The sequence below is a fragment of the Burkholderia sp. Bp9090 genome, assembly GCF_003857985.1.
Taxonomy (GTDB): domain Bacteria; phylum Pseudomonadota; class Gammaproteobacteria; order Burkholderiales; family Burkholderiaceae; genus Burkholderia.
This window is the reverse complement of sequence record NZ_QTPV01000007.1, coordinates 152,617-176,408: the sequence shown is the minus strand read 5'-3', so window position 1 is coordinate 176,408 and position 23,792 is coordinate 152,617. Positions and strand designations below refer to the sequence as shown.

Here is a 23,792-nt window from a genome sequence, read left to right as displayed (position 1 = left end):
CCGCGCCGCGATCCGGCGCGTCACCTGAAGAGGACGTTGCATGACCCTGCTTTCGTTGCCGACGCTCGACGACCTGCGTATCGAGCCGGGGCTGCCCACCGTCGTGTCGCCGCGCAGCGCCGACGGCATTTCGATCGACGAGATCGCGCCGGTCGCGCATGCGATCGCGGCCGACACGCTCGAACGGGCGGGCGGTGTGCTGTTCACGGGCTTTCACGTGCCGTCGATCGATGCGTTCCAGCGGTTCGCGGCATCGTTCGGCGATCCGCTGATCGGCTATGAATACGCGTCGACGCCGCGCAGCCAGGTCGAGGGCGCTGTCTACACGTCGACCGAATACCCGCCGCACCGCGCGATTCCGCTGCACAACGAGCAGTCGTACACGCGCGAGTGGCCGCTGCGGATCTGGTTCCATTGCGCGCTCGCGGCGCCGACGGGCGGGGCGACGCCGATCGCGGACAGCCGCGCCGTCTATCGTGCGCTCGATCCGGCGCTCATCGCGCGCTTCGAGCAGCGCGAGCTGCTGTACGTGCGCAATTTCGGCCAGGGGCTCGACCTGCCGTGGCAGCAATCGTTCGGCACCGAGGAGCCGGCCGAGGTCGAGCGGATGTGCGCGGCACGCGGGATCGAATGCGCATGGCGTACCGACGACGACGGCGAATTGCTGCTGCGCACGCGCGAACGCTGCCAGGCCGTCGCGCGCCATCCGCGCACGGGCGACCGTGTGTGGTTCAACCAGGCGAACCTGTTTCACCTGTCCGCGCTCGACGACGACATGCAGGAAGCGCTCGTCGACGCGGTCGGGCTCGAGAACGTGCCGCGCAACGTGTATTACGGCGACGGCGAGCCGCTCGAGGCCGACGCGCTCGCCGAGATCCGCGGCGTGCTCGACCGCCAGCGCATCGTGTTCCCGTGGCGGACGGGCGACGTGCTGATGCTCGACAACATGCTGACCGCGCACGCACGGGACCCGTTCGAGGGGCCGCGCAAGGTGGTCGTCGCGATGGCGCAGAGTTACACGGTCCCGCGCGCGACCGAACGGAGGACCGATGACGCGTAGTACCGCCGCGCTGGCCGCGCGCGGGCTGACGGTGGGTTATCGCGACCATGTCGTGATCGACGGGCTGGACCTGTCGATCGCGGCCGGCCGCGTCACGGCGCTGTGCGGCCCGAACGGCTGCGGCAAGAGCACGCTGCTGCGCACGCTCGCGGGCCTGCAGCCCGCGCGTGCGGGCCAGGTCGACGTGAACGGCAAGCCGCTCGCGTCGTTTCGCCGTCGCGCGCTCGCGCGCGAGCTCACGATGCTCGCGCAGTTCAACCAGATTCCGTCGGGCCTGACGGTGCGCGAGCTCGTCGCGTACGGGCGCTACGCGTACGGCGGCTTCCTGCGCGGGCTGTCGCGCGCCGATCATGCGGCGATCGACGAGGCGCTCGACACGAGCGGTCTCGCCGGCGACGCCGGGCGCGACGTCGGCGCGCTGTCGGGCGGCGAGCGGCAGCGCGCGTGGATCGCGATGGCGCTCGCGCAGCAGGCGCCGATCGTGCTGCTCGACGAGCCGACGACCTATCTCGACATCCATCACCAGCTCGACATCCTCGACGCGCTGCGTGCGCTGAACCGCGCGCGCGGGCTGACGATCGTGTGGGTCCTGCACGACCTGAACCAGGCAGCGGCGTACAGCGACGAGATCGTGCTGATGCGTGCCGGCCGCCTCGTCGCGCAGGGCTCGCCCGACGCGATGCTGGAGCCTGCGCAGCTGCGCGCGGCGTTCGGCGTCGACATGCTGAAGCTCGCGCATCCGCAGACGGGCGCGCCGATGTGCGTGCCGGCCTACGGACCGCCGGCATCCGGCGCGACGGACGCGTTCGATCGCACAGTCCAGCGGGATATCGCCGTATGACGACGTTCGCGATGCGCAAACGGCTCGCCGCGAGCGGGCAGGGCGCCCACGGTGCGGCAGCCGGCCGCCGCGCCGGCGCGCTTGCGCTCGGCCTCGTCGCGCTGATCGCGGTGCTGGCGGTGCTGCGCGTCGCACCCGACCTGCGCGTGTGGTGGAACGCCGTGCCGGGCAGCGACGCGGCCGCGCTCGCGGGCGTGTTCCTGTTCGATCTCAACCTGCCGCGCGTCGCGGCCGCGCTCGTCGCGGGCGGCTGCCTCGGGATCGCGGGCGCGCTGTTCCAGTCGCTCACGCGCAACCCGCTCGCGTCCCCCGACCTGCTCGGCGTGACGGGCGGCGCCCAGCTCGGCCTGCTCGCGGCGATGCTGGTGCCGGCGCTCGCCGGGGTCGCATCGGTGCCGCTGCTGTTCGTCTGCGGGCTGGTCGCCGCCGCGTGCGCGATCGTCGCGGCCGGCGGCTGGCGCGCGACGCCGCTGCGGCTCGTGCTCGCGGGCAGCGTCTGCATGCTGCTGTTCGCGGCGCTGTCGACGCTCGTGCTCGCGTTTTTCGAGCAGAACATCGCGGGCGCCGCGCTGTGGACCAACGGCAGTCTCTATCAGCCGGGCGCGACCGGGCTCGCGCTCGCCGCACGCTGGCTCGTCGTGCCGCTGCTGGCACTGCCGTTCGTGATCCGGCCGCTGAATCCGCTCGCGCTCGGTGACGAGGCGGCGGCCGCGGCCGGCGTGCGTGTCGACGCGACACGGCTCGCGGCGACGATCGTCGCCGTCGCGTTCACCAGCGTGGCCGTCAGCATCGCGGGCCCGCTGTCGTATGTCGGGCTGGTCGCGCCGAACCTGCTGCGCCAGGTGCGCGGCGCACGTGCGGCTCGGCTCGGCGTGCTGGTGCCGCTGTCGGCGCTCGCGGGCGGTGCGCTCGTGCTCGTCACCGACAGTGCGGTGCTCGCGTCGGGCCTCGACGCGACGCTGTCGACCGGCGTCGCGATCGCGCTCGTCGGCACGCCGCTGATGCTCGCGATGATCCGGCGCGGCGCCGCGTGGTCGGGCGTGCTGCACGCACACGCCGAACGCGCGGCCGGCGCCGGGGCGACGCGCATGGTCGGCTGGCTCGAAGGGCTCGGCTGGCCGCTGCGCACCGCGCTGTTCGTCGTGGCCGGCGCGCTCGTCGTGTTCGTCGGCGTGTCGGCCGGCCCCGAATGGCTGTCGCCGGCACGCTGGTCCGCCGCGCTGTCGGGTCACGATCCCGTCGCGCGGATGCTGATCGACCTGCGCATGCCGCGGCTGCTGTGTGCGCTCCTGGCGGGTGCGCTGCTGGCGGTGAGCGGGGTCGCGATGCAGAGCGTCGTGCGCAACCCGCTCGCCGGCCCCGAAGTGCTCGGCGTCACGCAGGGCGCGGGGCTCGTCACGCTGTTCGCGTTCTCGACGTGGCCGCTGATGGGGCACGTGACGCTCGCGGCGGCCGCGTTGAGCGGCGGTGCGGCGTCGCTCGCGATCACGCTCGTGCTGAATCACCGGCATCGTTACGCACCGCTCGCGGTCGCGCTGACCGGCATCGTGATCGGCGCGCTGTGGACCACGCTCGCGCAATGGCTGATCACGCAGCAAAGCGTGCAGCCCGCGCGCTTCGTCGTCTGGCTCGTCGGCGGCACCTACGGCCGCAGCTGGGGCGAGGTGTCGATGCTGCTGCCGTGGTGCGTGCTGGCGCTGCCGGTATTCGCGTGGCTCGCGCGGCCGCTCGACATGCTCGCGCTCGGCGACGACCAGGCGGCCGCGCTCGGCCTGCCGGTCGCCGCGCTGCGGCCGCTCGCGCTGACGATCGCGACGCTCGCCGCCTGCGCGGCCGTCGCGGCGGTCGGCCCGGTCGGCTTCATTGGGCTGATGGCGCCGCACGTCGCGACGATGCTCGGCGCGCGCCGGCATCGCACGCGGCTGTGGCTCGCGGCCGCATGCGGCGCGCTGATTCTCGGCCTCGCTGATCTGGCCGCCCGCACGGTCGTCGCGCCGCGCGAAGTGCCGGCCGGCGTGCTGACCGCGCTGATCGGCGCGCCTTACCTGCTCGGGTTGCTGATCCTCGAGGGGCGCCGCGCCCGGCGCGCGGGGCGATGACGCCGGCGCTCGACGGCGCACGCGCCACGCGATTCTCCGCGTTCGCGCCCGAACCGTTCGCCGCGCATCTCGACGCCGTGTGGCTCGGGATGCCCGACGACACGCACGCGCCGGGCCGGATCGTCGTGCCGGTCAGCGCGCTGCCCGAGCATCGCGGTGCGGTGCTCGACGCGATGGTCCGCCACTACGGCGGCGATCCGGCGCTGCATGCGCGCGCGCTGGTGTCGCAATGGAGCAAGTACTACTTCGGCCGCGCGGCGCCCGCCGGCGTGGTCGCCGCGCTGACGCTCGGCCGGCCGCTCGACATGGCGCCGGAGCGCACCTTCGTCGCGCTCGACGACGGGATGCCGGCCGCGCTGTATGTCTCGCCTGACGCGCTCGGCGCACCGTGCGACGAACCTGCGCCGCGCTATGCGGGGCTCGTCGCGCATCTCGGCGCGGTGATCGACCTGCTCGCGGCGATGGGCCGCGTCACGCCGCGCGTGCTGTGGAGCAACGCGGGCAACCTGCTCGACTATCTGCTCGACACGTACCGCGCGCTGCCGTGCGCGGCCGATCCCGTTCGCGATGCCGACTGGCTGTTCGGCGCGTCGTGCGTCGCCGGCGAGCCGAATCCGCTGCGCATGCCGGTGCGCGACGCCGTGCCGCGCTCGCCGCTGCTGCCGACGCCGTTTCGCGCGCGCCGCGTGTGTTGCCTGCGCTATGAAATTCCAGGAGAAACGCAACTGTGTGGAAGCTGCCCGCTGCTATTGACGATGGACGACGCGGCGCTGGCCGGGCAGGATGCGATCCGGTGATGCCGGTACCGCATGCCGGCCGCCGCCATGCGCTCGCGGCACTGGCCGCGCTCGGCGCCGCGTGCTGCGGTGCGCCGGCCGTCGCGATCGCGGACGGCGCGCGCGGCGGGCAGGGCGGCATGCCGTCGCAACCGGGCCGCTCGCTCGCCGCCAACCCCGTCGTGTCGCAGGCGAGCGCGACGATGCCGGTGCGGCCGCAGCGCGTGGTCGCGCTCGACTTCATGTTCGCGGAAAGCGTGATCGCGCTCGACCTCGTGCCGGTCGGCATGGCCGATACCGCGTTTTATCCGGGCTGGCTCGGCTACCAGAGCGACCGGCTCAAGCACGTGACCGACATCGGTTCGCGGCAGGAGCCGGGGCTCGAGGCGATCGCCGCGGTGAAGCCCGACCTGATCATCGGCGTCGGCTTCCGGCATGCGCCGATCTTCGCCGCGCTCGACCGGATCGCGCCGACGATCCTGTTCCAGTTCAGCCCGAACGTGTCGGAAGACGGCGTGCCCGTCACGCAGCTCGACTGGATGCGGCAGATCTTCCGGACGATCGGTCGCGTGACCGGGCGTGATGCGCGCGCACAGGCGGTCGAAGCGCAACTCGACGCAGGGATCGCGCGCAATGCGGCGCGGCTCGCGGCCGCGGGCCGCGGCGGCGAACGCATCGCACTGCTGCAGGATCTCGGGCTGCCCGACCGCTACTGGGCCTATACGGGCAACAGCACGTCGGCCGGCCTCGCGCGCGCGCTCGGGCTCGACCCGTGGCCGAAGAAGCCGACGCGGGAAGGCACGCTCTACGTGACGTCCGCCGATCTGCTCCGGCAACGCGATCTCGCCGTGCTGTTCGTCACCGCGACGGGGATGGACGTGCCGCTGTCGTCGAAACTCGATTCGCCGGTGTGGCGTTTCGTGCCCGCGCTGCGCGAGCGCAGGATCGCGCTCGTCGAGCGGAACATCTGGGGGTTCGGCGGGCCGATGTCGGCGCTGAAGCTGGCCGACGTGATGACCGATACGATGCTGACGCTGCCGGCCGTGCGCTGAACGCGCGGCGGGTCGTGCGCGGGTGGGGTGGCGTGGTCGCGAATTGCATTGTCTCGCGCGTGTTGCGCGAATGCCTGTTCCGCTGCATTCCGTCGACGTCGCAAACAACTACGCATACCGAACGATATATTTCCGGTGCTTCCGGTGCCCACCATCCTTCCAACCTGAAACCGCCTGCGTGCCGCATTCGCTGCGCGCAGGCGGCAGGTGCTTGACGATGCTTACGCGCTCAGCACATCCGCACCATCGCGTGCGCGTGACCGCGCGGGCGTCGTATCGCTGACGATCTGCCCGTTGTCGAGCTTCAGCAGGCGATCGGCGAGACCGAAATAGCGGTCGTCGTGCGTGATCACGATCACGGCCTTGCCGCGCGCGCGCAGCTCGGGCAGCAACTGTTCGTAGAACACCGCCTTGAACGACGGATCCTGGTCGGCCGCCCATTCGTCGAACAGGTAGAACGGCCGGTCCTCCAGGTACGCGACGACGAGCGCGAGCCGCTTGCGCTGCCCGGTCGACAGCGCGCGGTTCGAGAACGCGCCGTCGACGACCTTCACCTTGTGATCGAGCGCGAGCTTCGCGACCAGCGCGTTCGCGCGCGCATCGGCCTGCGCCCGCGCCGGATCGTCGGGATCGACGATGCCGAGCAGCGCATCGAACAGGTGGAAGTCGTTGAACACCGCGCTGAAACGCTGCCGGTACGCGGCGCGCTCGCGCCAGCCGATCGGGCGGCCGTCGACCTCGATCGTGCCTTCCTCCGGCTCGTAGAGCCCCGTCAGCACCTTCGCGAGCGTCGTCTTGCCGCTGCCGTTGCCGCCGACGATGAATACGAGCTCGCCCGGCCGGATCGTCAGGTCGATCGGTCCGATGCGGAACATCCGTTCGTCGCGCTCGTGGAAATACGCGTGCGTGACGCCGCGCAGCGTGACGGCGCCTGCCGGCGGCACGTCGGGTGCGTCGCTCGCAGGCGGCACCGTCCGCAGCGCGCCGAATTCGGCCATCACGCCTTCGATGCGCCCGAGCGACACGCGCGCCGCGTTGACGGTCGGCAGGTTGTTCAGCAGACCGTCGAGCGGCACCAGCATGAACAGGAACACGACGACGTAGCCGGCCGCCGTGCCCGCATCGGCATGCACGCCGAGCTGCGGCCAGAACGCGGCCGCGCCGAGGAACACGTAGAACAGGAAGATGATCCAGCCGACGCCGACTGCATACGCGCTGAACGCGCGGCGGCGGTGGTCGCGCACCTCGCCGATCGCGGCGCCGAGCTGGCCGTCGACGAACTGGCGCGCGCGCGCGTCGTGCAGCTTCAGTTCCTTCGCGCCGGAGAACAGCGAGCCGAGATAGCCGAACAGGCGGTCCTGCGCGTGGCCGGCCGCCTCCAGCGACGCGATCGCGCGGCGATCGCCGGTGTGATAGCCGAGCGAGCCGGCGACGATCGCGGTCAGCGCGAGCACGCACACGGGCCACGACAGCCACGCGAGATAGCCGAGGCAGCCGAACACGATCGAGCCGTGCATCACCAGGTTCGGCAGCGCGAAGAACAGCATCGACACGTTGGTCGCGTCGTCGGTCAGCACCGACTGCACGGGCGCCGCGCCGATCCGCTCGATGTCGCGCAGCTCGGCCGCGCCGACGCGCCGCGCGAGATGCACGCGCAGCCGCGCCATCGTGTCCTGCGACAGCCGCGCGAACAGCGTGCCCGACACGATCCGCGTGACGAGCGCGATCACCGCGCACAGCGCGAAGCGCCACGCGAGCGCCGCGTCGGCCGCGCCGGGCGTCGCGAGCGCGCGGTTCAGCGTCGCGACGAGCAGCACGCTCGCGACGCCGTTGAGCACGCAGGCGACGAGCGCCAGCGCGAGCGACGCGCGGCTTTCGCGCAGCAACGCGAGGATCAGGCGGGCCGCGGGGCGGCCGGGGGAGGCGTCGAGGGACGGCGGGGAAGAAGGCTCGTGGGCAGCGGTCATCGGCAACGTCGATAAATGAAGGGCAGGCAAACCCTGCGGAAACGGCAAGACTGATGCGAAAGCGGCGCGCGGGGCGGGCCCGGTTGCGACTTTCCTCCCTGATAGACGAACGGGCCGCGCAAATATTTAGCCCTGCCTTCAAAAAATGCATCCGTGCCGGCTTTGCGCGCAAAACGGTAAAAAATCGGCCGCGCCGTTCGTCACACCAGTGAAGCCGCCCCATGCGGCCCCGAGACTTGGCCGAAGCGGCCGGACCGAAGGACTTCACGCACATGACGAGTTTCCCGACTGCGTTGCATCACCGAATCCGCGAACTGGCGCGCCGCGCGCCCGACGCGCCCGCGCTCGCCGCGCCTTTTCAGAACGACCTGCGCCTGTCGCGCGGCGCGCTCGACGCGCGTGCGTCGCACCTTGCCCGCCAACTGCGCGCGGCCGGTGTCGGCGCGGAAGTGCGGGTGGGTGTCTGCGTCGAGCGCTCGTGCGAGCTGTTCGTCGCGCTGCTCGCCGTGCTGAAGGCGGGCGGCGTATTCGTGCCGCTCGATCCGCGTCATCCGGCCGCGCGCCTCGACTGGATCGTCCGCGATGCGCAACTGCGGCACGGCGTCGTCGATGCGGCCGGCCGCGCGGCGCTCGGCGCGTCGTTCGATCACGCGTTCGACGCAAGCTCCGCGGATGCCGCTGCCTGCGTCGACGACGAAGACGCGCCGGTACATCCGCGCTCGGCCGCCTACATGATCTATACGTCGGGCTCGACCGGCACGCCGAAGGCGGTGGTCGTCGAGCACGGGCCGCTCGCCGCGCATTGCGATGCGCTCGCGGCCGCGCTGCCGATCGCGGGCGGCGACCGCCTGCTGCATTTCGCGTCGGTCAATTTCGATGCCGCGCACGAGTGCTGGCTCGCGCCGCTCGCGGTGGGTGCGAGCGTGACGATCGCGCCCCCGCAACCGTTCGCGCCGGACGCCGCACATGCGCTGATGGTGCACGAAGCGGTCAGCGTCGCCGCGTTCCCGCCGGCCTACCTGCGCGAATTCGCGGCCGTCGCCGCGCGCGACGGCGTGCCGCCGGCCTTGCGCGTGCTCGCGTTCGGCGGCGAAGCGCTGCCGCAACAGGCATTCGAATTCGTGCGCCGCACGTTCCCGTCGGTACGCCTGATCAACGGCTACGGGCCGACCGAGGCCGTGATCTCGCCGATGCTGTGGCCGGTCGAGCCGGGTGAAATGCCCGCGCTGGAAGCGGACGATGCGTATGCGTCGCTGCCGATCGGTCGCGCGATCGGCCCGCGTGTCGCGCGCATCGACGGCGACGCGGCCGGCGAGCCGAATGACGCGGGCGAGGGCGGCGAGCTGCTGCTCGGCGGCGTGTGTCTCGCGCGCGGCTATCACGGCCGCCCGGCGCTGACGGCCGAACGCTTCATTCCCGATGCGCACGGCGAGCCCGGTGCCCGCGTCTATCGCACCGGCGATCTTGCACGCCTGCGCGCCGACGGTGCGTTCGATTATCTCGGCCGCCTCGACGATCAGGTCCAGGTGCGCGGCGTGCGTGTGGAGCCCGCGGAAATCGCCGCGTGCCTGCGCACGCATCCGGCAGTGGCCGACGCGGCCGTGATCGCCGAAACCGGCAACGGGCCGACGCGGCTGATCGCGTGCGTCGCGCTGCGCGCGGCCGCCGACGATGCGGAGCTGAAGGCGCACGTGGGCGCGCAATTGCCTGCCGCGTGGCAGCCGCACCGCTTCGTGCGCTGCGCTGCGCTGCCGTACACGCTAAACGGCAAGCTCGACCGTGCCGCGCTGCGCGAGCGCAGCGCCGCCGCGCGCGACGCCGAAGCTCCCGCCGGCGCCGCGCCGTGCACGCCGACCGAAGCGCAGATCGCCGGCTTCTGGCAGACGCTGCTCGGCCTCGACGCGACGCCGTCGCGCGACGACCGCTTCTTCGCGCTGGGCGCCGATTCGCTCGCCGCGATGCAACTGCAGGCCGCGGTCCGCGCCGCGTTGCGCGTGAACCTGCGGCTCGACACGCTGTTCGCCGATCCGGCACTGGCCGAGCTGGCCGCGCACGTCGATCAGGCGGAGCGCGAGACGGGCGAGCCGCTGGCCGCGATTGCCGCACGCCGCGTACCTGGCGACGCCGCCGCATCGGGTGCCCCGTATGTCGATCGCGCGGCATCGCTCGCACAGCAACGCTTTTGGGTGCTCGCGCAAACGCGCGATGCCAGCGCCGCGTATCACATCGCCGCACACTGGACGATCGACGGCGCGCTCGATCGCGCTGCGCTGCAGCGTGCGCTCGATCACGTGATCGGGCGGCACGACGCGTGGCGCACGACGCTCGTCGACAACGACGACGGCATCGTGATGCAGCGCATCCATGCCCGTCTGCCGGTTACGATCGCGACGCTCGACTTGCGCGACCAGCCGCCGGCCGCTCGCGACGCGCAAGCCGCGCGTATCGCCGAGCGCGACGCGGGCGCACCGTTCGATCTGTCGAACGGGCCGCTGCTGCGCGCGACGCTCGTCGTGCTCGCCGACGATCGCCACCGGCTGCTGCTGACCGCGCACCACGCGATCACCGACGGCTGGAGCTCGCGCTGCGCATTCGACGAATTGTCGGCCGCGTACCGTGCGTATGCGGAAGGGCGCGAACCGTCGTTGCCGCCACTGCCGATCCAGTACGCCGACTATGCGGACTGGCAGCGCGACATGCTCGCCGGCGGCGAAGGCGAGCGTCAGCTCGATTACTGGCGCGACGCCTTGCGCGACGTGCCGGGCCCGCTCGCGCTGCCGGTCGATCGGAAGCCGGGTGCGACGCGCACGCTGCAGGGCGCACGCGTGTCGGTTCGCCTGCCCGACACGGTTGCGGCGGACGTCCGGCGTCTCGCGCGCGACGCGCAGGCCACGGTCTTCACGGTACTGCTGGCCGCGCTCGATGCATGGCTGTCGCGCCTGACCGGCGAGACCGACGTGGTCGTCGCGGTGCCGGTCGCGCATCGGCAGCGGCCGGAAACCCGCGCGCTGCTCGGCCTGTTCCTGAACACGGTCGCGCTGCGCGTGCGGGTGGCGCCGACGCTGCCGTTCCGCGCGCTGGTCGACGCGGCGCGCACGGCGGCACTCGACGCGGTCGCGCACCAGGACGTGCCGTTCGAGCGCGTCGTCGATGCGGTGAAACCGCCGGTCCGGCGCGGCGACGAATGGCTGCGCGTGAAATTCGCGCAGCAGTTCGATGCGCGGCACGACAGCGTGCTGCCGGACGCGACCGCCGTTGCGACGCCGGGGCCTGATCTCGCCGCGCGCTTCGACTTCGCGCTTGATTTCACCGACGACGCGCACGGGATCGAACTGGTCGCCGCCTATGCGACCGACTGCATCGAGGCCGACACCGCGCGCGCATGGCTCGACAGCTATGCGGCGCTCGTCGCGTCCGCCGCACATGAACCGCACCGCGCGACGGCCGCGCTGCCGTGCGATGCGTCGCCGGCATCGCGCCAGCCGCGCGACGGCCGTGCGTTGCGGATCGAACACGCCGACATCGTCGCCGCTTTCGCGCGGCAGGCCGCCGCGTATCCGCATCGCGTCGCACTCGCCGATGCGTCGGCGTCGCTGACGTTCGCCGAACTCGACGATGCATCGAACCGTATCGCACATGCGCTGAAACTGCGCGGCGCGACGGCCGAAGCACCCGTCATCGTCTGCATCGAGCGCTCGGCCCGCTTCGTCGTCGGCCTGCTCGGCGCACTGAAGGCCGGCGCGCTGGCCGTGCTGCTCGACCCGGCCCAGCCGGCCGCGCGCCTCGTGGCCGCGGCCGCCGATTGCGGCGCGCGCTGGGCGCTCGTCGCGCAGCAGCCGGACGGGGCCGCGTGGCCGGCCGGCAGCGCCGCACGGCCGCTCGACGTCGACACGCTCGCGCAGGACGCGACGCTCGCGCATGCGGCGGGCATCCGCGTCGCGCCGCATCCGGAACAGGGCGCGTACCTGATCTATACGTCGGGTTCGACCGGCACGCCGAAGGGTGTCGTCGTGTCGCACGGCGCACTGGCCGACTACGTGCAGGGGATGCTCGACGAACTCGCGTTCGCACCGGACGCGTCGTTCGCGATGGTGTCGACCGTCGCCGCCGACCTCGGCCATACGACGCTGTTCGGCGCGCTGTGCGCGGGCCGCACGCTGCACCTGCTGCCGGCCGCGTGCGCGTTCGATCCGGACCTGTTCGCCGACGAGATGCGCCGCCGCGACGTCGGCGTGCTGAAGATCGTGCCGAGCCACCTGCAGGCGCTGCTCGACGCGCGCGTGCCGGCCGACGTGCTGCCGCGCCATGCGCTCGTGACCGGCGGCGAAACGCTGACGTGGGCGCTCGTCGCGCGAATCGCCGCGCTCGCGCCGGCCTGCCGCGTGATCAACCATTACGGGCCGACCGAGGCGACCGTCGGCGCGATCGCGTGCGACACCGCGTCGATCGCCGCCGATGCCCGCGACCCCGCGAGCGGCGTGCCGCTCGGCGGCCCGCTGCCGAATGCGCGCGCGCTGGTGCTCGACGCGTTCGGCGCGTGCGTGCCGGCCGGCGCGGCGGGCGAACTGTATCTCGGCGGCCCGGGCGTGGCGCGCGGCTACCTGAACCGGCCCGCGCAGACCGCCGAGCGCTTCGTGCCCGATCCGTTCGTGGCCGGTGCGCGCCTGTATCGAACCGGCGATCGCGTACGCCTGCGCGCGGACGGCCGTCTCGCGTTCCTCGGCCGCATCGACGACCAGGTGAAGATTCGCGGCTATCGCGTCGAGCCGGGCGAGGTGAGCACGGCGGTACGCGCGGCCGGCCCGATCGCGCAGGCCGAGACGCTCGCGATCGAGCACGACGCCCGCCTGCGGCTCGCCACGTTCGTCGTGATGCGCGACGGCGCGGCATTCGACGAAGCGGCCGTGCGCGCGGCGCTCGGCGCGGCGTTGCCCGACTACATGGTGCCCGTGCAGTTCGTCGTGCTCGCACGCCTGCCGGTGACCGCGAACGGCAAGCTCGATCGCGCGGCGCTGCGCGAACTGGCCGCAGCGCCGGTGGCGGTGGCCGCCGGCGATGCGCCGCAGGGGCCGGTCGAAACGGCGCTCGCCGAAGTCTGGCAAGCGGTGCTGAAGGCGCCGCACGTCGGCCGCGACGACAATTTCTTCGAGCTCGGCGGCGATTCGATCCTCGTGCTGCAGGTGATCGCACGCGCCCGCAAGCGCGGCGTGCGCTTCACGCCGAAGCAGCTGTTCGACGGCCCGACGGTCGCCGAACTCGCGCGCATCGCGAAGATCGAGGACGTTGCCGCCGCAACGACATCGACCGCGCCGGCTCGGTCCGCAACGGTTTCCGCAGCGGTCCTGACGCCTGCACAGCAGCGCTTCTTCGCGCTCGACGTGCCGCATCCGGGCCACTGGAACCAGTCCGTCGCGTTCGACGTGCGCGGTTCGTTCGACGCCGACGCATTCGCGCGTGCATTCGACGCGTTGCTCACCCATCACGACGCATTCCGCCAGCGCTTCGCGCGTGGCGCGGACGGCAAGTGGCGCGCGAGCGATGCGCCGAAACCCTACGACGCGCTGCCGTTCGTCGAAGTCGCCGCGCGCGACGAAGCCGACGCACTGGCGCGCTTCGACGCGTTGCAGCGTCGCCTCGACCTCGGCCGCGGGCCGCTCGCGTGCGCATGCGCGGCGCGGCTGCCGGACGGTGCGACGCGGCTGTATCTGGCGATTCACCACGCGATCGTCGACGGCGTGTCGTGGCGCATCCTGCTCGACGACCTCGACGCCGCGTATCGCGCCGCATGCGAGCGCACGCCCGTTCGCCTGTCGCAACCGGGCCTGCGCGCGGATGCGTGGGCCGCGCGCCTCGCGCGTGCCGCGACGGAGCCGGCATCGCCGTTCGCGGCTGAAGCGGCTTACTGGGCCGGCATGGCACAGGGCGACGACCTGGTGCCCGATCATCCCGACGCACCGGCGACGAACGCCGACGCGGCGGTCGTCGTGCAGACCATCGACGCGGCATTGACCCGCGCCGCGCTGACCGACGCGCACGCCGCGTATCGCACGCAGACGATCGAACTGCTGGGCGCGGCGCTCGCGCTGGCGCTTGCCGGTGCCGACGGCGCCGCGTCGTGCCGCGTCGAACTCGAGGGGCATGGCCGCGAGGCGCTGTTCGACGATGCGGACGCGAGCCGCACGATCGGCTGGCTGACGAGCCACTATCCGGTCACGCTGCCGGTCGAAGCCACCGCGCGCGACACGCTGTGCGCGGTCAAGGACACGCTGCGCGCGGTGCCGCACAAGGGGCTCGGCTTCGGCGTGCTCGCGCACTACGGCGACGCGGCGACGCGGGCGGCGCTGGCCGCCGTGCCGCGTCCGCGCGTCACGTTCAACTATCTCGGCCAGTTCGACGCACCGCGCGACGCGACGCTCGTGCCGCGCTTCGGCGGCACCGGCATCGAGCGCGACCCGCAAGGGCCGCTCGGCAACACGCTCGCGATCCATGCGTATCTCGATACCGACCGCGACGGCGCACGCACGCTGAAGGTTCACTGGGTATACGGCGCGCCGCAGTTCGAGCGCGCGACGATCGATGCGCTCGCGGAACGCTTTGCGGCCGCACTGCGCGAACTCGCCGACGCATGCGCATCGCGTGTCGCGCATCGCGGCGGCGGCGCGACGCCGGGCGACTTCCCGCTCGCGCAGGCTGCCGGCCTCACGCAGGCCGCGATCGAGCGCGCGCCGCTCGACTGGCGCACGATCGACGACGTGTATCCGCTGTCGCCGATGCAGCAGGGGATCCTGTTCCATGCGCTGTTCGCGCCCGGTCATGCGAGCTACGTGAACCAGCTCGTCGCGACCGCGACGGCGCTCGATGCCGACCGGCTCGCGGCCGCGTTCGCCGCATCGGTCGCACGTCACGACATCCTGCGCACCAGCGTGATGCCCGACGAGGCCGCACCGCTGCAATGCGTGCATCGCCATGCGCGGATGCCGGTCGAGCAACTCGACTGGCGTGCGCGCGGCGACACGCTCGACGCCGACTTCGACGCGTGGCTCGCGGCCGATCGCGCACGCGGCTTCGACTGGCGCGAGCCGCCGCTGATGCGGCTCACGCTGATCCGCGTGACGGACGACGCGTGGCGCGTCGTGTGGACGCGCCACCACGTGCTGCTCGACGGCTGGAGCACCGCGCGCCTGCTCGCGGACGTGCTGCGCGACTATCGCGACCCCGATGCGGTGTCGCCGTTCGCGAGCCGCCCGGCGCTGCGCTATCGCGACTTCATCGCGTGGCTCGGCACGCGCGACCGCGACGCCGATGAGCGTTTCTGGACCGGGCGACTCGCGCGCCTCGACGCGCCGACGCTGATCGCCGAGCGTGTGGCCGACCGCGCGGACGCCGAGATGCTCACGTGGCGCGCGACGATCGACGCGGCCGCGACGACGCGTATCGCGCACACGGCGCGCGCGCTGAAGCTGACCGTCAACACGCTGGTGCAGGGCGCGTGGGCGCTCGCGCTGCAGCGCATGACGCACCAGCCGGCCGTCGCGTTCGGCGCGACCGTCGCGGGCCGTCCCGATGCGCTCGCGGACGTCGATACGGTGCTCGGCCTTTTCATCAACACGCTGCCGGTGATCACGGCACCCGCGCCGCAACAACGCGCGGCCGACTGGCTGCAGGGATTGCAGCGCGAGAACGCGGCGGCTGCCGAGCATGCGCATACGCCGCTCGCCGACATCCAGCGCTGGGCGCGCGGCGCCGGCGGCGCACTGTTCGACACGCTGGTCGTGTTCGAGAACTACCCGGTCGACGACACGGCGCGCGATGCCGATCCGCGTGCGCTCGCGCTGAGCAGCGTGTGCAGCATCGAGTCGACCGATTTCGCGCTGACGCTCGTGATCGAAAGCGGCGCCGAGCTGACGATCGACTACGGCTACGACACCGCGCGCGTCGATGCGCACCAGGTCGAGACCTGGCACCGCGCGTTCGCGTGCGCGCTCGATGCGCTGGCCCGCACGCCCGACGCGCTGCTCGGCACGCTGTCGATCGCCGACGACGCGACGCGCGACGCGCTGGCCCGCGCGCAGGATACCGCACGGAGCTGGCCGGACGCGCAACGGCAACCGCTGCATCTGCAATTCGCGGACGCCGCACGCGCCACGCCCGATGCGATCGCACTCGAATACGCGGATGCCCAGGGCCACGTGCAACGCGCGACCTATCGCGAACTCGACCGGAACACGACGCGCGTCGCCGCCGCCTTGCGCCGGCGCGGCGTGCAGCCCGACACGCCGGTCGCGCTGTGCGTCGAGCGTTCGTTCGACATGGTGACGGCGCTCGTCGGCGTGCTGAAGGCCGGCGCCGCGTACCTGCCGGTCGACCCCGACTATCCGGCCGAGCGCATCGCGTACCTGCTGCGCGACGCGCGGCCCGCGGTCGCGATCACGCAGGCCCATCTGAGCGCGCGAGTCGAGGCTGCGCTCGGCGACGACGCGACGACGCAGTTGCTGACGGTCGCCGATCTGCTCGCCGATGAAGCGAACGATGGCGGCGAGTACGGCGAAGCGGGCGATGCCGCCGAGATCGCGACCGACATCGACGCCGCCCAGCTAGCGTACCTGATCTACACGTCCGGCTCGACCGGCAAGCCGAAGGGCGCCGGCAACTCGCACGGCGCGCTCGCGAACCGGATCGCGTGGATGCAGCACGCGTACCGGCTCACGCGCGACGACGTCGTGCTGCACAAGACGCCGTTCGGCTTCGACGTGTCGGTGTGGGAATTCGTGTGGCCGCTCGCGACCGGCGCGAAGCTCGCGATCGCCGCGCCCGGCGACCACCGCGATCCGGCCCGCCTCGCGGCCGCGATCCATGCGCACGGCGTGACGGTGCTGCACTTCGTGCCGTCGATGCTGGCCGCGTTCGCCGCGTATCTCGACGATTTCCAGGCCGCCGCGCAATGCGACAGCGTGCGCCTGATCGTCGCGAGCGGCGAGGCGCTCGCGCCGGAACTCGTCGCGAAGGTCGCGCGGCTCGTGCCGAACGCGACGCTCGTGAACTTGTACGGGCCGACGGAAGCCGCGATCGACGTGTCGCACTGGACCTGCGGCCCCGACGACGCCAACGCATTCGCGGTGCCGATCGGCCATCCGATCGCGAACCTGCAGCTGCACGTGCTCGACGCGGCCTGGCAGCCGGTGCCGGCCGGCGCGACCGGCGAACTGTATCTGGCCGGCGCGGGGCTCGCGCGCGGCTATCTCGGCCGCCCGGGGCTGACCGCCGAGCGTTTCGTGCCCGATCCGTTCGTGCCGGGCGCGCGCATGTATCGCACCGGCGACCTCGCACGGCGTCGCGCCGACGGCGCGCTCGACTACCTCGGCCGCGTCGACACGCAGGTGAAGCTGCGCGGCCAGCGGATCGAGCCGGGTGAAATCGAGGCGCTGCTGCGCACGGCGCCGGGCGTGCACGACGCGGTCGTGATCGTGCGCGACGATCAGCTGATCGGCTATGTCGCACGCGGCGACGCGGGGCCGCTCGACCGTGCGGCCATGCTCGATTCGCTGCGCGCGCAGTTGCCGGCCTACATGGTGCCGTCGCAGCTGATCGAACTCGACGCGCTGCCGGTCACGCCGAACGGCAAGTGCGACCGCCATGCGTTGCCCGCACCGGTGCGCGAGGCGGCCGCGGCCAGCGAACTCGCGACCGACACGGAGCGCACGCTCGCGGCGATCTGGCAACGCGTGCTGCACGTCGACGCGATCGGCCGCGACGACGATTTCTTCCTGCTCGGCGGCCACTCGCTGCTCGCGACGCAAGCCCATGCGCAGGCGAACCTGCACTGGGGCCTCGCGCTGCCGCTGCGCACGCTGTTCGACACCCGCACGCTCGCACGCTGCGCGGACGCGATCGATGCGGCCTGCGCGGCACGCGGCGCGACCGACGCGGCGAGCGCGATCGACGCGCTGCTCGGCGAACTGGAAACCCAATAAGGACGACGGATGACGAGGATGCAACCCGACTGGCTCGCACTCGCGACGCGTTTCGCGCAATTGCCCGACGCGCAGCGCGCGGTGTTCATCGACAAGCTCGGCGCGGCCGGCATCGACTTTCGCATGCTGCCGATCCCGCCGCGCACGCCGCGCGGCGACCGTGTGCCGGCATCGTTCGCGCAGACGCGGCTGTGGCTGCACGCGCGGCTGATCGACGCGCCGGACGCGTATCACATCACCGAGCGGCTCGCGCTGACCGGTCCGCTCGACGCGCACGCGCTGCGGCTCGCGTGCGATGCGCTGATCGCGCGCCATGAAGCGCTGCGCACCACCTTCGACGAAGCGGAGGACGGCGTCGCACAGACGATCCATCCGCCGCTGCGCTGCCCGTGGCGCGAGACCGGTCTCGAAGCGCTGCCCGACGCGCAGCGCATGGCACGCGCCGAAAGCATCGCGACGGCCGACGAAGCCGCCGCGTTCGATCTCGGCGCGGCGCCGCTCATGCGAGCACACCTGATCCGTCTCGACGCGACGCATCACTGGCTCGCGCTGACCGTTCACCACATCGTGTCGGACGGCTGGTCGTCGGACGTGATGCGGTTCGAGCTCGCGGCGTTCTATCGCGCGTATGCGTCGGGCGCGCCGGTGCCGCTCGCGCCGCTGCCGATCCAGTATGCGGACTATGCGCTGTGGCAACGCCGCTGGCTCGATGCCGGCGAGCGCGATCGCCAACTGGCGTTCTGGCGCGAGCGCCTCGACCCGCAACGCGGCGTGCTGACGCTGCCCGGCGCGGCCGCACGGCCCGCGCGCCGCAGCGCACGCGGTGCGCGTCACGTGTTTTCCCTCGACGCACACACCGGCGCGCGGCTGCGCGCGTTCGCGGCCGCGTCGGGCGCGACGCCGTTCGCGGCGCTGCTCGCGGCGCTCGACGCGCTGCTCGCGCGCGCGACCGGCGATGCGCGGATCTGCGTCGGCGTGCCGGCCGCGAACCGCGAGCGCGCGGAAACGGCCGGCCTGATCGGCTTTTTCGTCAACACGCTCGCGATCGATGTCGACGTGCCCGCGCACGGCGATTTCGCGTCGCTGGTCGCACGCACGCAGCGCGCGCTCGTCGATGCGCAGATGCACCAGGACGTGCCGTTCGAGCAGGTCGTCGACGCGCTCGGCGTGCCGCGCAGCGCCAGCCACCATCCGCTGTTCCAGGTGATGGCCGCGTACGGCGAGCGCCGCGCGCTGCCGGCGCTGGGCGCGGCATCGGCATCCTTGCTGCCGTCCGGCACGCCTTCCGCGAAATTCGACCTGACGCTTGCCGTCGAGGCGACGCCCGACGGCACGTTCGACGCCGCATTCATCTACGCGCTCGACCTGTTCGACGGCGACGCGATCGCGCGGCTGGCCGCGCGCTTCGTCACGCTGCTCGGCGATGCGCTCGCGCGCCCCGACATGCCGATCGGCGATCTCGACTGGCTGCCGGCCGACGAGCAAGCGCAACTCTTCGCGTGGAATGCGCCGGCAGGCGCGGCCGATGCCGAACCGTTCGTGCCGGTGCACGCACGCATCGCCGCACACGCGCACGCACGGCCCGACGCACGCGGTGTCGCCGACATCGATCGCGCACTGACGCGCGGCGAGGTCGACGCGCGCGCGGCCCGCATCGCGCGCAACCTCGTCGCCGCCGGGGTGCGGCCGGAAATGCGCGTCGGCGTCGCGCTGCAGCGTTCGGTCGACCTGCTGGTCGCGCTGATCGCGGTACTGAAGTCGGGCGCCGCGTTCGTGCCGCTCGATCCGGCGCATCCGCGCGAACGGCTCGCGCAGATCGTCGGCGACGCGGGCATCGCGCACGTGCTGACCGACGCCGCGAGCGCCGCCTCGCTGCCCGAGCTGCCGGCGCTGCGCGTCTGGCGCGCGGACGAAGTCGACGCGCTCGACGAAGCCGCGGACGTCGCGCTGCCGGACGTGCTGCCCGGCCATGCGGCGTACGCGATCTACACGTCCGGCTCGACCGGCAAGCCGAAGGGCGTGATCGTCGATCACGCGGCGTTCGCGCGGCATTGCGCGGCGATCGCCGAGCGCTACGGCGCGGGCGAGCACGACGTGTTCCTGCTGTTCCAGTCGGTCAACTTCGACGGCGCGCACGAAGGCTGGTTTTCGCAGTACCTGTCGGGTGCCGCCGTGTCGGTGACGGCCGACGTGCTGTGGCCGCCCGCGCAGACCTGCGCGATGATGATTCGCGACGGCGTGACGATGACCTACGTGCCGCCCGGCTGCGCCGCGCAGCTCGCCGAATGGGCGCTCGTGCACGGCGCGCCGCCGACGCTGCGCTCGCTGACCGTCGGCGGCGAGGCGACGTCGCGCGAAGCCTTCGCGATGTTGCGCCGCGCGATGCCGAACGTGCGCGTGGTCAACGGCTACGGGCCGACCGAGACCGTGATCACGCCGACGCTGTGGATGTTCCGTCCCGGCGACGATCTCGCGACGCTCGGCGACGCCGCGTACCTGCCGATCGGCACGCTGGTCGGCGCGCGCACCGCGCACGTGCTCGACGCGCGGCTGCATCCGCTGCCGGTCGGCGTGATCGGCGAGCTGTACCTCGGCGGCGAGGGGATCGGCGTCGCGCGAGGCTATCTCGATCGTCCCGCGCTGACGGCCGAGCGCTTCGTGCCCGACCCGTACGGCGCGCCGGGCGCACGCCTGTATCGCACGGGCGACCTCGTGCGGCGGCGCGCGGACGGCGTATTCGACTTCATCGGCCGCGTCGATCACCAGGTGAAGCTGCGCGGCCTGCGCATCGAACTCGGCGAGATCGAGGCGCAGCTGGCCGCGCACGATGCGGTGCGCGAAGCGTGCGCGGTCGTGCACGGGCAGGGCGCGCAGGCGCAGCTCGTCGCCTACGTCGAACTGACCGCCGATGCGCAGGCGGCCGCGCAACCGGTGGAGGCCGCGACGCTCGACGCGCATCTGCGCCGCACGCTGCCCGACTACATGGTGCCCGCGCAGCTGATCGTGCTCGACGCGCTGCCGCGCAACGCGAACAGCAAGGTCGACCGTGCGCGGCTGCCGGCGCCGGTGCGCGTCGAACGTACCTACGAGGCGCCGCACGACGGCGACGAAACCGCGCTCGCGACGATCTGGCGCGACGTACTGAACGTCGGGCGTGTCGGCCGCGGCGATCACTTCTTCGAACTCGGCGGCCATTCGCTGGCGGCGGTGCGCGTCGCGACGCGTGTCGCCGAGCGGCTCGGCCGCGACGTGCCGGTGCGCGCGCTGTTCGAAGCGCCGGTGCTCGCGCAATACGCGCGCCAGGTGGCCGACGCGCCGCGCGCCGCGCACGCCGGCGCCGCGGCGCCGGGCGTCACGATGGTGAAGCCCGATGCGCACGGCGTGTGGCCGCTGTCGCCCGCGCAACTCGGCCTGTGGTTCCTGTGGCGCGCGCAGCCGGACAGCGCCGCATACAACATTCCGGTCGCGCTGCGCGTGCGCGGCCCGCTCGACGTCGATGCGCTGCGCGCGGCGTTTTCGGCGGTCGCGGCCGCGCACCCGGCGCTGCGCACGCGGCTCGTCGCGCGCGACGGCATGCTGCCGGGCCAGCGGATCGACGCCGCGGCGAGCGTCGCGCTGCCGGTCGTCGACCTGTCCGCGCTGCCCGACGCGCTCGCGCGCGCGGCCGCGCTGACCGGCGCCGATGCGCTCGCACCGTTCGATCTCGCGGCCGACGCGCCGCTGTGGCGCGCGCGCGTGCTGCGGCTCGGCGCGGACGATCACGTGCTGTCGGTGACGATCCATCACATCGTGTCGGACGGCGAATCGATCGAGCTGTGGCTCGACGCGGTGCGCGCGCGCTATGTCGCGCTCGTGCGCGGCGAAGCGGCCCGGGCCTCTTCGACGACGACAACGACGCCAGAAAACACGCCGCTCGTGCTGCCCGCGTCGTGCCAGCCGGCCCGTGTCGCGTACTGGCGCGACGCGCTGGCCGACCTGCCGCCGCCCATGCTTCCGCAGCGCGCCGACGCGCCGGCCGTGCCGCAATGGCGTGCGGCGCGCATCGCGTTCGAGTTCGACGCGTCGCTGATCCGTGCCGCGCGCGATGCCGCGTCGGCGTCGCACGCGACGTTGCCGATGCTGCTGCATGCGGCGCTCAATACAGCGCTGTTCCGCGTGACCGGCGCGGCCGACCAGCCAGTCGGCGTGCTGGCATCGACGCGCGAGCTGACGGGCGATGCCGCGCGCGATGCGCTCGGTCTCTTCATCAATGCCGTGGTCGTGCGCACGCGGATCGACGCGGCGGCTAGCCGTTTTGAGGTGCTCGCCCAGGTGCGCGATACGGCGCTTGCCGCCTATGCGCATGCGGACGTGCCGTTCGCCGACGTCGTCGCGGCGCTGCGCGCGCCGCGTGCCGCGCGGGCCAATCCGCTGTTCCAGGTGATGTTCAACTACCTGCGCCCGACCGGCGCGGCCGCACGCGACTGGGCCGGCCTGTCGCTCGCCGGCTTCGACGACGTGCGTCATCGCGTCGTGTTCACGCTGGAGCTGGACGTCGTCGAGCATCCGGACGGCCGCGTGAGCGCCGCGTTCTCCTATGCGGACGAACTGCTCGACGGCCGCTTCGTCGACGCGCTCGTCGATCTTTACCACGACGAAGTCGCGCGTTTCGCCGGTGCGGCGCAAGCGCCACTCGGCGTGCCCGATGCGCTGTTCGCCGCGCCGGCAGCGGTCGCACCGGTCGGCAACGCGACCCATGCGGCGGCGTCATCGCGCGTGCCGAACACGGCTGCCGCGCTCGCCGCGCTGTGGCCGGACACGTTCGCGACGGCCGCGCCCGCGCCCGATGCCGATCTGTTCGAGGCCGGCGCGACGTCGTTCGACGTCGTGCGTTTCGTCGATGCGGCGAGCCGCGCCGGGCACGCGCTGACGGTGGCCGACGTGTTCACGTCGCCGACGCTCGCGGCGCTCGGCACGCATCTCGACGAAGCGGCGCACACGCGACTGGAGGTGCGCGATGCTGGCTGAAGTGCGCCCGGACGGATTCACGCTGCTCGATACGTACCGCCTCGCGTTCGCGGGCGGCCTGTTCGCGGTGCGCGACGGCACGGAGATCCGCGTCGCACAGGGCGACGGCATCGGCGCGCAGTTGCTGCGTGCGCAACTCGGCGACGACGGCGCGCTGCGCCTCGTCGCCTACAACCACCGCGCGGCGCCGGCCGACCAGCGCCGCGCGCTGCTGGCCGCGCTCACCGCGGCGTTTTCGGACAGCGCGCGCCACGCGGCGATCCGGCTCGACCCGGCCGCATGGCCGGCGGTCGCGCTCGATGCGCTGCGCGCGAGCGGCGTGCTGGCCGACGGCGGCCGGTGCATGCGCGAGGGCTGGGCCCAGCAGGCCGATCTGTGGCGCGTCGGCGCGCATCTGCCGTGCGCGACGCTGCCGATGCTGACCGACGGCCGGCGTCATCCGCGCCGGCCGCCCGCGCCGCGCGGCGACGTGTATGCGCGCGACCTGCCGGCGCTTGGCGTGCGCTTCACGCTGCGCGGCTGGCAGCCGGGCGAGGATGCCGCGCGCCTCGCGCACTGGTTCGACGAGCCGCGCGTGCGCGACGGCTGGCCGGGCACGCAGCCCGGCGCGCACGGCACGGCGCCCGATGCCGATCCACACGTGAGCCCGCTCGTCGGCTGCTTCGACGGCGAACCGTTCGCGTACGTCGAGGCGTACTGGCTGAAGGAAGACCCGCTCGCGCCGCACGTCGGCGCGCGCGACTACGACCGCGGGCTGCGGATGCTGGTCGGCGCATCGCGCTGGCGCGGCCCGCATTGCGTGGCGGGCTGGCTGCCGTCCGTCGTGCATTACCTGTTTCTCGACGACCCGCGCACCGAAGCGGTCGGCTGCGCGGTCCCGGCCGGCCGCGCGCGGGTCGTCGATACCCTCGCGCGGCATGGCTTCGCGCGGCAGCGCCGCCTGGCGCTCGCCGACGGGCAGCCGCTGTGGATGCGCACGCTGCGCGAGACCTTCTTCTCCGGCCGTCACGTCTGACGGG

The 23,792-nt window shown here is 72.8% G+C and carries 9 protein-coding genes; 8 read left to right on the top strand and 1 reads right to left on the bottom strand.

Annotated features, from left to right (window positions below; all coding sequences use genetic code 11):
- Window positions 1-40: 40 nt before the first annotated feature.
- Genes DIE16_RS09830 through DIE16_RS09810 form a run of 5 tightly spaced genes read left to right on the top strand, consistent with a single transcriptional unit; the run spans window position 41 to window position 5,828 of the window.
- A complete protein-coding gene (locus DIE16_RS09830) occupies window positions 41-1,060 on the top strand; it encodes a TauD/TfdA family dioxygenase (RefSeq protein ID WP_124892212.1) in 1,020 nt (339 codons plus the stop codon).
- A complete protein-coding gene (locus DIE16_RS09825; RefSeq protein WP_124892211.1) occupies window positions 1,050-1,901 on the top strand; it encodes an ABC transporter ATP-binding protein in 852 nt (283 codons plus the stop codon). Before DIE16_RS09830 ends, DIE16_RS09825 begins: the two co-directional genes overlap by 11 nt.
- Complete coding sequence (gene fhuB / locus DIE16_RS09820; RefSeq protein ID WP_124892210.1) at window positions 1,898-4,000, top strand: Fe(3+)-hydroxamate ABC transporter permease FhuB; 2,103 nt, start codon at window positions 1,898-1,900, stop codon at window positions 3,998-4,000. The genes DIE16_RS09825 and fhuB overlap by 4 nt, the downstream gene beginning before the upstream one ends.
- Window positions 3,997-4,797 carry a siderophore-iron reductase FhuF gene (fhuF, locus tag DIE16_RS09815; protein WP_124485523.1) on the top strand — a complete coding sequence of 267 codons (801 nt, stop codon included), beginning with the start codon at window positions 3,997-3,999 and terminating at the stop codon, window positions 4,795-4,797. Before fhuB ends, fhuF begins: the two co-directional genes overlap by 4 nt.
- Window positions 4,797-5,828, top strand: coding sequence for an ABC transporter substrate-binding protein (locus DIE16_RS09810; protein WP_124892209.1), 1,032 nt, complete (start codon window positions 4,797-4,799; stop codon window positions 5,826-5,828). Before fhuF ends, DIE16_RS09810 begins: the two co-directional genes overlap by 1 nt.
- 221 nt (window positions 5,829-6,049) lie before the next feature.
- Here DIE16_RS09810 and DIE16_RS09805 read toward each other — a convergent pair whose 3' ends face one another.
- Window positions 6,050-7,795 (bottom strand): cyclic peptide export ABC transporter, encoded by a 1,746-nt coding sequence (locus DIE16_RS09805; RefSeq protein ID WP_124892208.1) that lies wholly within the window; start codon window positions 7,793-7,795, stop codon window positions 6,050-6,052.
- 272 nt (window positions 7,796-8,067) lie between these two features.
- Here DIE16_RS09805 and DIE16_RS09800 point away from each other — a divergent pair, with 272 nt between their 5' ends.
- The 3 genes from DIE16_RS09800 to DIE16_RS09790 are packed head-to-tail and all read left to right on the top strand — an operon-like array spanning window position 8,068 to window position 23,788.
- Window positions 8,068-17,766, top strand: a complete 9,699-nt coding sequence (locus DIE16_RS09800; protein WP_124892227.1) for a non-ribosomal peptide synthetase — start codon at window positions 8,068-8,070, stop codon at window positions 17,764-17,766.
- Between the two features lie 9 nt (window positions 17,767-17,775).
- Entirely contained in the window at window positions 17,776-22,773 is a 4,998-nt protein-coding gene (locus DIE16_RS09795; protein ID WP_124892207.1) for a non-ribosomal peptide synthetase, read from the top strand.
- A complete protein-coding gene (locus DIE16_RS09790) occupies window positions 22,763-23,788 on the top strand; it encodes a GNAT family N-acetyltransferase (RefSeq protein WP_124892206.1) in 1,026 nt (341 codons plus the stop codon). Before DIE16_RS09795 ends, DIE16_RS09790 begins: the two co-directional genes overlap by 11 nt.
- Window positions 23,789-23,792 lie beyond the last annotated feature (4 nt).